The sequence below is a fragment of the Methylobacterium sp. WCS2018Hpa-22 genome (assembly GCF_031843785.1).
GTDB lineage: Bacteria > Pseudomonadota > Alphaproteobacteria > Rhizobiales > Beijerinckiaceae > Methylobacterium.
The window spans coordinates 19,532-32,887 of sequence record NZ_JAVTJA010000028.1 but is presented as its reverse complement, the minus strand read 5'-3'; the positions used below and the strand labels follow the sequence as shown (position 1 = coordinate 32,887).

At 67.5% G+C, this 13,356-nt stretch carries 14 protein-coding genes; 6 read left to right on the top strand and 8 right to left on the bottom strand.

Features of this window, described 5'->3' with window-relative positions; translation table 11 throughout:
• Positions 1 to 137: 137 nt before the first annotated feature.
• A complete protein-coding gene (locus RQI43_RS23845) occupies positions 138 to 1,673 on the bottom strand; it encodes an ABC transporter substrate-binding protein (RefSeq protein ID WP_311276808.1) in 1,536 nt (511 codons plus the stop codon).
• Positions 1,674 to 1,816: 143 nt separating this feature from the next.
• On the opposite strand from RQI43_RS23845, the gene RQI43_RS23840 reads away from it, so the two are divergent.
• The gene (locus RQI43_RS23840) at positions 1,817 to 2,725 is read left to right on the top strand and encodes a LysR family transcriptional regulator (RefSeq protein ID WP_056427151.1); all 909 of its coding nucleotides are present in this window, start codon (positions 1,817 to 1,819) and stop codon (positions 2,723 to 2,725) included.
• Between the two features lie 10 nt (positions 2,726 to 2,735).
• Here the strand turns inward: RQI43_RS23840 and RQI43_RS23835 are convergent, their stop codons facing one another.
• Positions 2,736 to 3,746: a 1-aminocyclopropane-1-carboxylate deaminase gene (locus tag RQI43_RS23835; RefSeq protein WP_311276807.1), complete on the bottom strand. Its 1,011-nt coding sequence runs from the start codon at positions 3,744 to 3,746 to the stop codon at positions 2,736 to 2,738.
• 160 nt (positions 3,747 to 3,906) lie between these two features.
• Here RQI43_RS23835 and RQI43_RS23830 point away from each other — a divergent pair, with 160 nt between their 5' ends.
• Together RQI43_RS23830 and RQI43_RS23825 are read left to right on the top strand one after the other, a co-directional pair.
• Positions 3,907 to 4,371, top strand: coding sequence for an Lrp/AsnC family transcriptional regulator (locus RQI43_RS23830; RefSeq protein WP_056146793.1), 465 nt, complete (start codon positions 3,907 to 3,909; stop codon positions 4,369 to 4,371).
• Positions 4,372 to 4,429: 58 nt separating this feature from the next.
• Positions 4,430 to 5,710 carry a D-serine ammonia-lyase gene (locus RQI43_RS23825; protein ID WP_056427157.1) on the top strand — a complete coding sequence of 427 codons (1,281 nt, stop codon included), beginning with the start codon at positions 4,430 to 4,432 and terminating at the stop codon, positions 5,708 to 5,710.
• A 64-nt stretch (positions 5,711 to 5,774) separates the two neighbouring features.
• On the opposite strand, the gene RQI43_RS23820 is transcribed toward RQI43_RS23825, so the two are convergent.
• A complete protein-coding gene (locus RQI43_RS23820; RefSeq protein WP_056427160.1) occupies positions 5,775 to 6,947 on the bottom strand; it encodes a zinc-dependent alcohol dehydrogenase in 1,173 nt (390 codons plus the stop codon).
• A gap of 439 nt (positions 6,948 to 7,386) precedes the next feature.
• On the opposite strand from RQI43_RS23820, the gene RQI43_RS23815 reads away from it, so the two are divergent.
• The gene (locus RQI43_RS23815; protein ID WP_056427163.1) at positions 7,387 to 7,713 is read left to right on the top strand and encodes a four-helix bundle copper-binding protein; all 327 of its coding nucleotides are present in this window, start codon (positions 7,387 to 7,389) and stop codon (positions 7,711 to 7,713) included.
• Positions 7,714 to 7,730: 17 nt separating this feature from the next.
• Here RQI43_RS23815 and RQI43_RS23810 read toward each other — a convergent pair whose 3' ends face one another.
• Together RQI43_RS23810 and RQI43_RS23805 are read right to left on the bottom strand one after the other, a co-directional pair.
• Entirely contained in the window at positions 7,731 to 8,819 is a 1,089-nt protein-coding gene (locus tag RQI43_RS23810; protein ID WP_311276806.1) for a tlde1 domain-containing protein, read from the bottom strand.
• 325 nt (positions 8,820 to 9,144) lie between these two features.
• Entirely contained in the window at positions 9,145 to 9,444 is a 300-nt protein-coding gene (locus RQI43_RS23805; RefSeq protein ID WP_056427171.1) for a hypothetical protein, read from the bottom strand.
• A 259-nt stretch (positions 9,445 to 9,703) separates the two neighbouring features.
• Here RQI43_RS23805 and RQI43_RS23800 point away from each other — a divergent pair, with 259 nt between their 5' ends.
• Both RQI43_RS23800 and RQI43_RS23795 read left to right on the top strand, forming a co-directional pair.
• Positions 9,704 to 10,693 carry an Ldh family oxidoreductase gene (locus RQI43_RS23800; RefSeq protein WP_311276805.1) on the top strand — a complete coding sequence of 330 codons (990 nt, stop codon included), beginning with the start codon at positions 9,704 to 9,706 and terminating at the stop codon, positions 10,691 to 10,693.
• Positions 10,694 to 10,780: 87 nt separating this feature from the next.
• Entirely contained in the window at positions 10,781 to 11,977 is a 1,197-nt protein-coding gene (locus RQI43_RS23795) for an App1 family protein (RefSeq protein WP_056427177.1), read from the top strand.
• Between the two features lie 18 nt (positions 11,978 to 11,995).
• Here RQI43_RS23795 and RQI43_RS23790 read toward each other — a convergent pair whose 3' ends face one another.
• The 3 genes from RQI43_RS23790 to RQI43_RS23780 form a co-directional block, all read right to left on the bottom strand.
• Complete coding sequence (locus tag RQI43_RS23790) at positions 11,996 to 12,289, bottom strand: hypothetical protein (protein ID WP_056427179.1); 294 nt, start codon at positions 12,287 to 12,289, stop codon at positions 11,996 to 11,998.
• A gap of 79 nt (positions 12,290 to 12,368) precedes the next feature.
• A complete protein-coding gene (locus tag RQI43_RS23785; RefSeq protein WP_311276804.1) occupies positions 12,369 to 12,818 on the bottom strand; it encodes a GNAT family N-acetyltransferase in 450 nt (149 codons plus the stop codon).
• 237 nt (positions 12,819 to 13,055) lie between these two features.
• A complete protein-coding gene (locus RQI43_RS23780) occupies positions 13,056 to 13,307 on the bottom strand; it encodes a hypothetical protein (protein ID WP_311276803.1) in 252 nt (83 codons plus the stop codon).
• Positions 13,308 to 13,356 lie beyond the last annotated feature (49 nt).

Here is a 13,356-nt window from a genome sequence, read left to right as displayed (position 1 = left end):
CCCCCCCCCCCCCCCCCCGACCCGCTTCGCGGGCCACCCTCTCCCGCAAAGGGGAGAGGGGACGGCGCGGGCTGCATCCGCGATGAGTGAACGGGTACGCCTTCCATGAGCCGCGCTTCGCGCCTCGGATGCGACCCTTACTTCCAGCTCGCCGCGTAGAAGCGCGGCAGCTCGTCGGGCTGCGCCGTGAAGGTGAGGTCCGAGGTGAAGGCGTAGTTGGTCGAGTAGGAGAACAGCGGCAGGATGTAGGCCTGGGCCGCGATGCGCTTGAGCGCCTCGGCGTATTTCACCTTGCGCGCAGCCGGATCGGTGGCGCCGTCGCCGGCCTGGAGCGCCGCGATGGTCTCGGGATCCTTGGTCAGGTCCTCGTCACCGCCCTTGAGGTAGACGCCGGTGAAGGCCGAGACGTCGAGGACCGAGAACGAGCCCCAGGTCTGGAAGGCGATGGAGACCTTGCCGCTCCGGATCATGTCGCGCAGCGCCGCGTAGCGCAGGTAGTTGAGCCGGGCGGTGATGCCGACGGCGCGGAGATACCCGATGACGGCCTCGGCGTAGTCGCGCTCACGATAGGCGCCGAGATCGATCTCGAACCCGTCGGGATAGCCGGCCTCCTTCAGGAGCGCCTTGGCCTTGGCCGGATCGTAGGCGTAGCGCGGCACGCCCTCGTCGGTACAGCCGAACTGGTCGATGAAACAGGCCGCGTTCATGACGCGGCTGCCGCCGCGGACGAGGTTGTCGACCATCGCCTTGCGGTCGATGGCATAGGAGATCGCCTGGCGGACGCGGGGATCCTTCAGCGGCGAGTTTTCCTTCGCGCGGCCGAGCGTGTCGAATTGCAGGAAGCCGACTCGCATGGTCTCGGCGCTGAGCACGGTGACGTTGGGCGCGGCCTTGAGCTGGTCCGCCTGGTCGCTCGGCACGCGCCAGATCCAGTCGATGCCGCCGGTGACGAGTTCGGCCATGCGGCTGTCGGCATCGGGAATGACACGGAATTCGAGCTTGCCGATCTTTGGCGTGCCGATCGGGCTGCCGGGCCAATATTTGTCGTTCCGCTCCATCTTCACCCCGCGCCCGTTCTCGACGCTGGTGATGCGATAGGGGCCGGTGCCGATGGGGGCCTTGGCAAAACCGTCGAGGCCGACCTTTTTGAAGTAAGCGGCCGGGAAGATCGGGGTCGGTCCGGCGAGGTATTCGAGAGCGGCCGGGAAGGCGGTCTTGAGGTGGATGCGGACGGTCTTGGCGTCCACCACCTCCGTCGACTTCATCCAGTCCACATTCTGCTTCGTCACCGTGCGCGCCTCGGGCGTCAGCACGTAGTTAAAGGTGAAGGCCACGTCCTCGGGGCCGAAGACATCGCCGTTATGGAAGGTCACGCCCTCGCGCAGGGTCAGTTCGAGGGTGGTCGGGTCGACCCATTTCCAGGCGGTGGCCAGCATCGGCTGATACGCGCCGGTCTTCGGATCGCGGTAGAGCAGGGTGTCCCAGACGTTGCGGGCGAGCACGACGCCCTCGCGGGCGCTGTTGTGATACGGGCTCACGTTTTCCGGCTCGGTATCCGAGGCATAGACCAGGGTATCGTTGGCCTTGCTGGCCAGCGCCGGAACGCTGAACGTCCCCAGCAGGAGAGCGAGCGCGGCGCCTGCCGCGGGAACATGTCTGGCCATGATCCGCATTCCTTCCGCTACCGGCTGCTCGGCGGCCCGTAGCCGATCTGCACTGCCGCTTTTTTCCTCGTGCCATGGTGTTGTGCATTCCACATCGCAACAAGTAGAATTTATCGATGGTTGCCGTGCCGTTTCGGCAATGGAACATGCCTATGCAGATGTCGGGCCTGCGCTACTTCCTCGCCGTCGCCAGGACCGGGTCCATCGCGGCGGCGTCGGCGCAACTCAACGTCGCCGCCTCCGCGATCAGCCGCCAGATCGCCAATCTCGAAGCGGAGCTCGATTGCGTCCTGTTCGAGCGCCGGCCGCGCGGCATGGTCCTGAGCCCGTCCGGCGAGTTGCTGGCCCAGCATGCGCGGCAGACTCTGGCGCGGGCCGAGCAGGTCGCCGCCGAAATCCAGGAACTGCGCGGGCTGGCGCGGGGCTTCATCCGCGTCGCCACCGCGGAGGGATTCGCCCTCGACCTGCTGCCGAACGCCATCGCCGAGTTCCATGCGCGCTATCCCGGCATCCGCTTCGAAATCCAGGTTCTCCCCCCGGCACAGGTCACGCAGGTCGTGGCCGCGGGCGACGCCGATATCGGCATCACCTTCGCGCTCGCGCCGACGAACCTCGTCACGGTGTTCTACGAGGCCGTGGTGGAGATGGTCGCGCTGGCCGCCCCCGACCATCCGCTCGCCGGCCGGGCGTCGATCCGGATCGGCGAACTCCAGGCCTACCCGATCGCGATGCCGCCCCTCGACACCACGGCGCGCCTCGTCTTCGACGCGGCTTGCCGGGCGGAAGGCATCGTCATCGAGCCGACGCTGACCTCCAACATCCTCACGGCGCTGCTTCCCTTCGTCCGAAGGACGAGGGGGATCGCGCTGATGTCGCCGCTTTCGGTGCAGACGCCGGTTCGGCTCGGGGAACTGGTCTGCATCCCGATCCAATCGCAGGCGAGCCTGCGGCGCGGCATTCAGGTCCAGCTGATGCGGGACCGCAAGCTGCCGCATGCGGCGCAGGCGTTCCTGCGCCAGCTCGTGGCCGCCCTGCCGCCGGCGGAGGCCGGCGGCGCATGAACCGTCCCGATCAGCCGTTCCGGAACGTGTAGCTGTAGCCGTTCAGGGCCGGCGCGCCGCCGAGATGGGCGTAGAGCACCTTCGAGCCCTTGGGGAAGAACCCCTTCCGGGTCAGATCGATCATCCCCTGCATCGACTTCCCCTCGTAGACCGGGTCGGTGATCATGGCTTCGAGCCGCGCCGAGAGGCGGATCGCCTCCACCGTCTCCTTCGATGGCACGCCGTAGACCGGGTAGGCGTAATCCTCGTTGAGGACCACGTCGTCCTCGGTGATGTCGGGGGCACCGATGAGGGCGGCCGTCTTCTGCGCGATGTCGAGCACCTGCGCCTTGGTCTGGGCCGGGGTACAGGAGGCGTCGATGCCGATGACGTTGCGGGCGCGGCCATCGGCGGCGAAGCCCACCACCATGCCGGCATGGGTCGAGCCGGTGACGGTGCAGACCACGATGTAGTCGAAGCGCAGGCCCATCTCGGCCTCCTGGGCGCGCACCTCTTCGGCGAAGCCGACATAGCCGAGGCCGCCGAACTTGTGCACCGAGGCGCCGGCGGGGATGGCGTAGGGCTTGCCGCCCTTGGCCTTCACATCCTCCAAAGCCGCCTTCCAGCTCTCGCGGATGCCGATGTCGAACCCGTCATCCACGAGTTGCGTCTCCGCGCCCATGATGCGCGACAGCAGGATGTTGCCGACCCGGTCATAGACCGCATCCTCGTGCGGCACCCAGGCTTCCTGGATCAGCCGACACTTCATCCCGATCTTGGCGGCCACCGCCGCCACCATGCGGGTGTGGTTGGATTGCACGCCGCCGATGGAGACCAGCGTATCGGCTCCGCTCGCGATGGCATCGGGCACGATGTATTCGAGCTTGCGCAGCTTGTTACCGCCATAAGCCAGGCCGGAATTGCAATCCTCGCGCTTGGCGTAGATCTCGACATCGCCGCCGAGATGGTCGGTGAGACGCGACAGCTTCTCGATCGGGCTCGGGCCGAAGGTGAGGGGATAGCGCTCGAATTTCGACAGCATGGCTTGGCAACGTCCTCGCTTCAGTGAGACCCGAACGCTAGCAAAACTCCCGTGAAAGGTGCTCTCGAATGACGATGAGATGTGGCACGAAATTCCAGGTTTTTCCCGGTCAAGCTTAGTACGAACCATCGTTCCTGCTGGAAATACGGAAGGTTCTTCCATGTCGCCATCGCTCGATCGGATCGATCTCAAGATCCTGCGCCTGCTCCAGGCCGATGGGCGCATGAACAATGCCGAGATCGCCAAGCGGGTGAATACCAGCGCCGCCACCTGTCACCGCCGCACGCAGCGCCTGTTCGACGAGGGCTACATCCGCGGCGTCCATGCGCGGATCGCGCCGGAGAAGGTCGGGCGGGGGTCCCTCGTCATCGTCGGCGTCGTGCTCGACCGCTCGACGCCGGAGAGCTTCGCCGCGTTCGAGGCAGCCGCCCAGGCGATGCCAACCATGCTCGATTGCCATCTGGTGGCCGGGGATTTCGACTATTTCCTCAAGATCCGCGTCTCCGACATGGCGGATTTCAACCGCCTGCACAGCGAGACCCTGATCGCGCTGCCGGGGGTGCGGCAGACGCGGACCTTCTTCGTCATGAAGGAGGTGGTGGACAATGCGCCGATGGATCTCTGACGACGAGGCTTGCGCGAAGACCTCTCGCCGCCATCGCGATCACAGCAGAGTGGAATGCATGAGCATGAATGCCGACACGTCGCCCGCCCGGGCGCTCGATACCATCCCGACGAGCGTGCGGGAGGCGCGGCCCACCACCTGGCTCAATCCCCATCTCCGGCCGGCCGCCGAATTCCTGCCGAGCCTAGCTTTCTCCCTGGCCGATGTGGAGGCGGCGGAGGCACGCTGGCGCCGCTTCGATCCGCTCCTGCGCCATCTCTTCGAGGATCTCGACACCGGGCGCATCGATTCGCCCCTGTTGCCCCTCTCCGACCCTGTGGCGCAGGCCATCACGGGTCCGACGGGCGGCGCGGTCTGGGTAAAGGCCGACCATGATTTGCCGGTCACCGGCTGCATCAAGGCGCGGGGCGGAGTCTACGAGGTCCTGGTCTATGCCGAGCGGCTCGGGCTCGAGAAGGGCCTGCTGCGGCCGGGCGATTCCTATGCCCGGCTGGCGGATCCGCAAGCCTGCGACGCGTTTGGCGCGCATACGGTCGCGGTCGGTAGCACCGGCAATCTCGGCTTCAGCGTCGGCGTCATGGCGCGGGCGCTGGGCTTCGCGGTCGAGGTCCACATGTCCCACGATGCCAAGGCGTGGAAGAAGCAGCGCCTGCGGGATATCGGCGCCCAGGTGGTCGAGCATCGGGGCGATTACGGCAGCGCGGTCGCGGCGGCACGCTCGGCCTTCGAGGGGCGGGCCGACGCCCATTTCGTCGATGACGAGAGCTCCGTCGACCTGTTCCTCGGCTATGCGGCAGCGGCCTTCGACCTGCGACGCCAGCTGGACGAGGCCGGGATAAGGGTCGATGCGGCCCACCCGCTCTGCGTCTATCTCCCCTGCGGCGTCGGCGGCGCGCCCGGCGGCGTCACGCTCGGCCTGAAGCTGCTGTTCGGCGACGCCATCCGCTGCATCTTCGTGGAACCGGTGGCCTCGCCCTGCATGCTAGTGCAACTCGCCGCCGGCCTGTCGCGCCCAGTGAGCGTCTACGAGATCGGCCTCGACAATCGCACCGCCGCCGATGGGCTGGCGGTAGCCGGCGCCTCGATGCTGGTGGCCGGCACGGTCGGTCCGCTCATCGAGGCGGTGGTCACGGTCGCCGATGCCGAGTTGTTCGCCTGGGTGAAACGCCTCTGGTCCGATCCGGGCCTGCGGCTCGAACCCTCGGCGGCGGCTGGGTTCGCCGCAATCCGGCCCTATCTCGATGCCGCCGCACCTGCGCAGGCGACGCATGTGGTCTGGACCACGGGCGGGGCGCTTCTGCCGGAGGCGGAGTTTCAGGACGCCCTGGCACGGGGATAGCGATGCAGGCCGAGGCCTATGACGGGATATGGCCTCGTTCCGGGCCATATCCCTGCCAATGCCGTCAGTTCGGGTGGAAGACCACCTTCACGCACCCGTCCTTCTTGTCCCGGAACGTCTTGTAGAGGTCGGGGCCGTCCGAGAGATTGGTGGAGCGGTGGGTGATCATCGAGGTCATATCGATCTTGCCCTCCTGGATCAGCTTCGTCAGCGTCTCCAGGTAGCGTTTCACATGGGTCTGGCCGCTCTTCAGGGTCAGCCCCTTCTGCACGATCGAGCCCATATTGATGGGAAGCGGCCCACCATAGACACCGGGGATCGAGACGATCCCGCAGGGGCGCACGGCCTTGATCGCCTCCATGAGGACGTAGGGGCGCTCGGTCGAGGTCAGTTTCTCCTGCAGGGTGCTGATGATCCCCGCGACGCCGTGGCCGGCGGTGGCTTCCATGCCGACGCAATCGATCACGCCGTCGGCGCCCTCACCCTTGCTGATCTCCTTGATCCGCTCGAACACATCCTCTTTCATGAAATCGATGATGTCGGTGGCACCGTACTTCCGGGCGAGTTCGATCCGCTCCGGCACCGTCTCGATGGCGATGATGCGCTCGGCACCCATGATCTTGGCGGATTGGATCGCGAACAACCCCACCGGGCCGGCACCCCAGATCGCGATGATCTCGCCGCCCTTGATCTCGCAATGCTCGGCACCCTGCCATCCGGTGGGCAGGATATCGGTGAGGAACAGCAGCGACTCGTCGTCGACGCCTTCCGGCGCCAGCATCGGCCCCACATCGGCCATGGGCACGCGCACATATTCCGCCTGGCCGCCGGCATAGCCTCCGGTGAGGTGCGAATAGCCGAACAGGCCGGCGGTGGTGTAGCCGAACTGCGCGGCCGCCATCTCGGCGTTGCGGTTCGAGCGCTGACAGACCGACCAGTTGCCGAGCTTGCACTGGCGGCACTCGCCGCAATTGATGTTGAAGGGCACGACGATGCGGTCGCCCTTCTTGAACTTGGTGAAGCCCTGGCCGACCTCGACCACCTCGCCCATGAATTCATGGCCGAGGACGTCGCCGCTCTCCATGGTCGGCATCTGGCCGTCCATCAGGTGGAGGTCCGAGCCGCAGATGGCGCAGGACGTCACCTTGATGATGACGTCGCGCGAATCCTCGATCCGGGGATCGGGCACCGTATCGCAGCGGATGTCACCCTTGCCGTGCCAACACAGTGCTTTCATTGCGCTCTTTCGAAACCGGAATGTCAGGACGAGCCCCGGACGCGCGTGGCGCAGCAGGGCAGCGGGGTCGAACCCCGAAGCGAGGGCTCCGATCGGAAACACCCCCCGAGTCCATGAGTTCCAGAGTTCCGAGCGCGTCATCTCAAGCACAATCAAGCTTGAGCTTACACTTCAGCGAACGCCGCCGATTAAATCAGGCTATTAACATCGGAGAACGCGAGCGACGAACATAAGTTATCTCTAAATCCGGCCTCCAAAGCCAGAACCCATGCGCCAGAAAATGCGTTGTCGTCGCTGATGTCCAGGCCGCGCCGGATCGACAACATCGGATCGGCATTCCGATCATCCGGGTTGGGCCACGAGCAGCGGCGGCACGATCGCCCGACGGTACCTCGGCCGGATGCACTGTCTTGCATGACCTCAACGGAGGAAGCTCTCGATGACGTCCCACGACATGAAGGCCTGTATCGACGAATGCCTGACCTGCTACCGGACTTGCCTCGGCATGGTGTCGGAGCATTGCCTTCCGGCCGGCGGCAAGCATGTCGAGCCGGAGCATGTCCGCCTTATGCTGGCCTGCGCGGAACTATGCCGGACGTCCGCGCACATGATGCTCCTCGGGGACGCCGAGCACCGTCAGACGTGTCGGGCCTGCGCCGAGATCTGCGAGGCCTGCGCGGCGAGTTGCGAGGCGGTCGGCGACATGGACACCTGTGTCGCCGGATGCCGCCGCTGCGCCGAGTCCTGCCGGGCGATGGCGGCCTGACCGGAGCCGCGAAAGCTTCAGCGGCCGAACAGCTTCGCCGTGAGCGAGGCCGGTGCATCGCCCTTATAGCCGGCCACCACCACGAGGCGGCGGATGTCGCCCCGGAGATAGGCCTGCAGGAAGCGGTTGTAATCCTTGAACACCACGCAGCCATTGGACGCGCCGCTCGGTCCGAGCATGTAGGTATGGGCGAGGATGCCGTCGCGGCCGTGGATGGCGGCGCTGCCGCCCACGGGGTTGAGGCGGATGGCGCGCACTCCGTGGAACAGGGCCTCGCGCTCGGTCAGATCGTAGGTGCCGGGCGGCGTCGCCCCACGCATGCGGACATGGACGAGACGCGGGTTGTCCATGTGCTGGCCGAGGCCGGAATGGGCTTCCAGCTGCTCCCCGCTCGGCAGGGTCACCGTGCTGGTGCTGATGTCGTAGATCGCGGTCCCGCCGCCCGCCGTCGCGGGCACGCGATCCAGGGCCCGGCGCTGGCTCAGATCGATGGCGCCCGTATCGGCGGAGGCATAGGCGAGGGCGGGAGCGGGGCTGCGCTCGGGATCACGCCGGCCGAACACCGTCTCGAAGAACGACCGCTCGGCTTCCACATCCTGCCGGGCCGCGACGACACTCCGCGAGGACGGACGGCGCGTGGCGAGGCGCGGCTCGCGGGAAAGGGGCTTCAGGTCGATGGGGCGCGGAACCGGCGCGGGCATCGGCTGGACGAGGCGAGCGGTCTGCTGGAGCGGCCGTGCCGCTGGGACCGGCGCCACGGCGGCAAGCGCGATCCCGGGTGCGATCTCGACGGGGGAGGCCTTCGGCGTCTCGAACCCGGCCACCTGCATCGGCTCCGAGGCGCGCCAGTCCGGCGTCCGGACACCCAGGGCGGGGGAGGGGTCGAGCATCCACGCGAAACTGCGGGCGACAGCGGCGGGCTGTGCCTCGGGGACAATCTGGCGGCTCGCGAGCGGTGCCGTCGCAGCGGGAACAGGCGCGTCCAACCCGGTCAGCCGGGGAAACGTCGCGACGAACAGCGCGACGACGGCCGTCTTCAGAAGGACACGGCTGCGTGGCCGGGAACGGCGGGGACGGCGGCGATAGGTGGACGCGTCGTCGATCATGCGGGCTGTACTCGGATACGCGTACCCTGCCCGCACGCCCCTCGAAGGACCTCACCAAGCTCATGCAAGAGCCCCGTGAAGGTCACATCGACCGGCCATGTCGTTTTAGGGAACCATCAACCTCGATGCCTCCCATTCAGCGCGAAGTTGGTTAATCACCGATAAATCGCGCGCATATTTTTTGAAGGGATGTACTGGCTGCCCGGGTCATTCCCGGTCACCCCACATGAGATCGCCCCGCCTGCCTTTCGGCGGACGGGGCGACTTCCACTAATCGGACTATCCAGTTCCGGAGGCCCACGCCTCGAAACCTTACCCCCGGGCTTTACTTGCCGCTGGGAGCGGCTCCGCTGCCGGTGGCGGCGTTACCGCCATTCGAGCCGGCCGGCGCGCCCGGCGTCGCATTGGAGGGCACGTCGCGCGTCATGCCGGGTGCGGCGGTGGAACCGGTGGTGCTGGCGCCACCACCCATGCGCTCCATGCCCTTCTCGCTGTTGCTCTTCACGCTGCCGGGGTTGTTCATGTTGCCCTCGGCGCTGGCACCACCAGCAGCAGTCTGGGCGAAGGCTGCGCCGCTCAGAGAAACAGCAAGGGCGGCCGCGACTGCGAATGTCTTGATCTGCATAGTATATTTCCTCATGTCGTCCGGACTTGGCTCAACAACGTCCCACGCCAAGCATGGTTCACAAAATAATCATCCGCCGTTGATCGAGGATAAATACAAGATTCTCGCGAGCCGAGAGCCACGGCTCAGCTTGTACGTGCGATCGCTCGTCTTTGTCCGATGGTTCTTGCGCCATCCAAACCATTACGGCTTGGCCATGCCCCGCGGCGAGGGGACTTCGCTCTCGACAGGTGACGGAGAGCTGGCTTAAGGCCACGCCATGCCGATCTTTCGCCTCGACGCCGCCCATCGCCTCGCCACGGACACCCTGGTCCGCTGCGGGACCGCGCCCATCCAGGCGGAGAGCGTCGCCAGGGCCCTGGTGGGCGCGGAGGCCGACGGGCTGAAGACCCACGGTCTCATGCGGCTCCTCGCCTATGGCGAACAGGTGCGGGCGGGCAAAGTCGTCGGCGATGCCGTCGTCACCACCGCGCGGCCGAAGCCGGGACTGCTCGCCATCGATGCGGCCCACGGCTTCGCCTATCCGGCCCTCGACACGGCCATCGCGCTCCTGCCCGAGATCGCCCGCGAACAGGGGATCGCGGCCGCCGCCATCCGCCGTTCGCATCATTGCGGGGCTGCGGGCCGGCCGGTGGAGGCCCTGGCCGAGCAGGGCCTCGTCGCGATCCTGTTCGCCAACGCCCCCGCCTCCATGGCGCCCTGGGGCGGAACCCGGCCGGTCTTTGGCACCAACCCGATCGCCTTCGCCTGCCCGTTGCCGGGGGCGGAGCCGATCATCGTCGATCTGTCCCTGTCGAAGGTGGCGCGGGGCAACATCATCACCGCCAAGCAGCGCGGCGAGACGATCCCCGAGGGCTGGGCCCTCGATGCCGAGGGCAACCCGACCACGGACCCCGTCGCGGCGCTCGCCGGCACCATGGTGCCGTTGGGCGACGCGAAGGGCACGGCCCTCGCCCTGATGGTGGAGCTTCTCGCAGCCGGCCTCACCGGAGCGCGGTTCGCCAGCGAAGCCACGTCCTTCCTCGATGCCGAGGGCGAGCCTCCCGCCACCGGCCAACTCATCCTCGCCATCGACGCCACGGCTTTTGCCGGCAATGCGCTGGAACGCTTCGCCGTGATGGCCTGCTCGGTGGCGGAACAGGACGGCGCGCGGCTGCCCGGAACCCGCCGCTTCGCTGCCCGCGCCCGCGCCGCCGAGGAGGGGATCACCCTCTCCGACACGTTGCTGGCGGAGATCGAGCGGCTGTGACGCCCCTCGATCCGGCCCGTCCCGCGCAACCTTCGGCCCTGACGACGGCTTGACCGCGATCACGATCGTATCGCGTCAGGCCGACTCATGACCTCACCCCCTCCGACCCCCGAACGGGCGACGCCGCGCTGGCGCAAGGCGGGCGGTCGCCTGCTGGCCCTTGTCGCCCGCCCGGTGCGCCGGGCGCAGGGGACGGGCGGGACAGTGATCGAGGCCTATCGGGGCTACGGCTCGAGCAAGGAAATCTTCCTGATCGGCCGGGTCTTCCGGCAGGCGCGCCGCGACCCGGACCTCAAGGTCGACGACATCGCAGCCGACCTGCGTGACATCGCCCGGCGCATCCGCAGGCGCAAGGTCGCCGATGCGTCCGTCGTCGCGCGTTTCGGCGGAGCCGAGACGACCGCCGTGACCGACCGCGACGGCTATTTCCGGGTGAGCCTCAAACCCCCGAACGTGCCCACCGGCGAGGGCCATTGGCATATCGTGGATCTCGAACTCGCGGCCGATCCGCCGGTGCGGGCGCAGGGGCGGGTGTTCATTCCACCGGAGAAGTGCCGCTTCGTCGTCATCAGCGATATCGACGACACGATCATGCATACGGGCGTGGCCAACAAGCTGAAGATGCTGTGGCGGCTGTTCGTGGCCGATGCGGAAGACCGCGTCGCCTTCCCGGGAGCGGCGTCTCTGAGCCGGGCGCTGCATGCGGGCGCCACCGGCGACCAGTCGAACCCGATGCTCTACGTCTCTCGCGCCCCCTGGGGCATCTACGACATGCTGAGCGAGTTCTTCCGCCAACACGGGATTCCGGCGGGGCCGGTGCTGTTCCTGCGGGAATGGGGCCTGTCCTGGCGCCATCCGCTGCCGCGCCGCGCCGAGGACCACAAGCGCGACCTGATCCGCCACATGCTGGCGCTCTACGGCGACCTGCCCTTCGTCCTCATCGGCGATAGCGGCCAGCACGACCCGGAAGTCTATGCCAAGATCGTCTCGGAGAATCCCGGTCGCGTGCTAGCGGTCTACATCCGCAACGTCTCGCGCGATCCGTCCCGGGCCGAGCAGATCGAGCGCCTGTCACAGGCGATCCTCGAGGCCGGCAGCAGCCTGGTGCTGGCTGGGGACACCACCATCATGGCCGAGCATGCCCTCTCGCTCGGCCTGATCGGCAAGGAGGGAGCGGATGCGATCCTGGCGGAATGCCGGTCACAGGTCATGCCGGAGACGGTGGAGCCGATCGTCATCGAGCCGGGCGACGACGCCGCCGCCGCCCGTAAGGCTCCGGCCTGAGAGCGGGGTCGCGCCCCGTCAGTACCCGTATCCGTCATAGCCCCGGCGCGACGGGCGATAGCCGTATTCGCCCGCGCCGCCATAGGGGCGGGGGGCGACGTAGCGCCGGCCATAGGTCTGCAGATAGGGATCGAGCCGGGGATCGCGGTAATTGCCGTTGTTCACGCCGGCCGAGCGGTCGTTGCCGCTCAATGCCGAATAAGGCGAGAGCCCATCGCCACCACCGCCGGTGCCGCCGCGCGCCAGGGCGGCATCGGTGAGGCCGAGGATCAATGCCGAGGCGAGCGCCGCGCGAATGAGAGTCCGAGTCATGCCGGTCTCCTTGATCGGGTCAAAGTGATCACTGGAGGCAACGACGCGGTGAATCCCACGGTTCCCGGAGCAACCGGCATCAGCCCTTCTTGCGCAGCGGCCGGGTGAAGAGCGATCCGGCCGGCTCGAACCCCGTTCTGGCGCAGAATGCCCGCAGGCTCTCCTCGTCGGGCGAGGCGGTGAGTTCGAGGGTCGCGCATCCGGCCGAGCGAGCGGCCTGCGAGGCCGCCTTCAGCAGGAGACGGCCGATCCCGCGCCGGCGCTCGTCCGGTCCGACCAGGAGGTCAGTGATCTGGGCGACGGGCTGAGCCGCCGTCAGCGAGCGATACCAGTGCAGGACGACGAGACCGCTCGGCGGCCCCCATTCGACGGCGATGAGGGCGGTCCCGCTCCCGAGGCGCAGGGAATCCAGCCGCTCGGCCAGATCGCTCGCCGCAATGGACTGTCCCGATGCCTGGAACAGGGCGGCGAGACCCGCCGCGTCGGCAGCGGTTGCAGCCCGGATCTCGAGCCCATAGCGGCTAGCCAAACGCGTCTCCGGTGGATGTCACTCGGACATCCATAGACCACCGGCGGAAAACTCGGGACATCCCGTCTGGTCGCGCGACCCGTCCGCGCGGTCATGACGACGGACGGAGCGGCGCACCATTGGCACGCCGCTCCATCCATCCGCCACGCCTCGCTTGGGGGGCAATCGGAGCGCAGCGGATCCGTTTCGCGCCGCTCTGTTTCTGGATGATGTCCGGCCCTCGCCCGACCCGCCGATTCAGCGGTCGCAGCCGATGCAGATGTCGCGGACCACACGGTTGCGCATCGGGCCGGTCCTCTGGTTCGGAAGCTCGCCGCTGAAAGCATGGAGCTGCGGTCGCGCAGGAGGCTCGGGATGTCGGACGGGCTCACTCGGGCTGGCGTTCGCCGGCGGCGCGGGCGGTGTGAGCGCCATGTTCTGAGCGGCACAGGGGCCCGACGATGCGAGCGCGGCCCCCAGGATACCGGCCCCGTAGATCCATCTCGACATGGTCAAGCCTCCCCTACCACCGTCAACGCAGCGGCGGGGCTTGGGGTTC

Coding starts and splice junctions, on each gene's coding strand:
- RQI43_RS23845 (WP_311276808.1), bottom strand. CDS start 1,673: ATGCGGATCATGGCCAGACATGTTCCCGCGGCAGGCGCCGCGCTCGCT.
- RQI43_RS23840 (WP_056427151.1), top strand. CDS start 1,817: ATGCAGATGTCGGGCCTGCGCTACTTCCTCGCCGTCGCCAGGACCGGG.
- RQI43_RS23835 (WP_311276807.1), bottom strand. CDS start 3,746: ATGCTGTCGAAATTCGAGCGCTATCCCCTCACCTTCGGCCCGAGCCCG.
- RQI43_RS23830 (WP_056146793.1), top strand. CDS start 3,907: ATGTCGCCATCGCTCGATCGGATCGATCTCAAGATCCTGCGCCTGCTC.
- RQI43_RS23825 (WP_056427157.1), top strand. CDS start 4,430: ATGAGCATGAATGCCGACACGTCGCCCGCCCGGGCGCTCGATACCATC.
- RQI43_RS23820 (WP_056427160.1), bottom strand. CDS start 6,947: ATGAAAGCACTGTGTTGGCACGGCAAGGGTGACATCCGCTGCGATACG.
- RQI43_RS23815 (WP_056427163.1), top strand. CDS start 7,387: ATGACGTCCCACGACATGAAGGCCTGTATCGACGAATGCCTGACCTGC.
- RQI43_RS23810 (WP_311276806.1), bottom strand. CDS start 8,819: ATGATCGACGACGCGTCCACCTATCGCCGCCGTCCCCGCCGTTCCCGG.
- RQI43_RS23805 (WP_056427171.1), bottom strand. CDS start 9,444: ATGCAGATCAAGACATTCGCAGTCGCGGCCGCCCTTGCTGTTTCTCTG.
- RQI43_RS23800 (WP_311276805.1), top strand. CDS start 9,704: ATGCCGATCTTTCGCCTCGACGCCGCCCATCGCCTCGCCACGGACACC.
- RQI43_RS23795 (WP_056427177.1), top strand. CDS start 10,781: ATGACCTCACCCCCTCCGACCCCCGAACGGGCGACGCCGCGCTGGCGC.
- RQI43_RS23790 (WP_056427179.1), bottom strand. CDS start 12,289: ATGACTCGGACTCTCATTCGCGCGGCGCTCGCCTCGGCATTGATCCTC.
- RQI43_RS23780 (WP_311276803.1), bottom strand. CDS start 13,307: ATGTCGAGATGGATCTACGGGGCCGGTATCCTGGGGGCCGCGCTCGCA.